We start from the raw sequence: 436 nt of genomic DNA, 5'->3' as shown, positions 1-436 counted from the left end.
TTCAACGTCAACCAGTTGAATGATGCCGCCAAGATGGCATTGGTAGACATCACAGTCGCGGCAGGAACGCTGGAGCAGGATGCGCGGAAAACACTGAATGGCATGAAGATCAGTGCGGGCCAAGCATCGCAGTTGGTACGCGACAGTTTCAGTGGGCTACGGGGAACGGGTAAAGGCTGGGAGCTGTTGCTTTCGCTCGGCGGGGTCTTCTTGATGAGCGATAGCCTTGGAAAAAACCTGAAAGCGGCGCAAGAGGAAATTGGCCCGAAGGCTGATGAAGCAAGGATCGCCTTGTATGGGGCCACCGTGGGCCTACTTGGCAGCGGAATAGAGTTTATCGGGCTTTTGATGCCCCACAAGGCAAGTACGCCCAATAAAATCTCTGTTGGTCGCACAGTTGCCAGATTTGGCTCTATAGTCAGCGCTGCAGCTGGAT

General features: G+C 54.4%; 1 pseudogene. It reads left to right on the top strand.

The annotated features are described in order from the left end of the window. A pseudogene (locus HU738_RS25795) lies at positions 1 to 436 on the top strand (T6SS effector BTH_I2691 family protein); the annotation flags it as partial.

Origin of the sequence: Pseudomonas vlassakiae (assembly GCF_014269035.2) — a bacterium.
GTDB lineage: Bacteria > Pseudomonadota > Gammaproteobacteria > Pseudomonadales > Pseudomonadaceae > Aquipseudomonas > Aquipseudomonas vlassakiae.
Note: the sequence above shows the minus strand (reverse complement) of the source record. Positions and strands in the feature narration are given on the sequence as shown.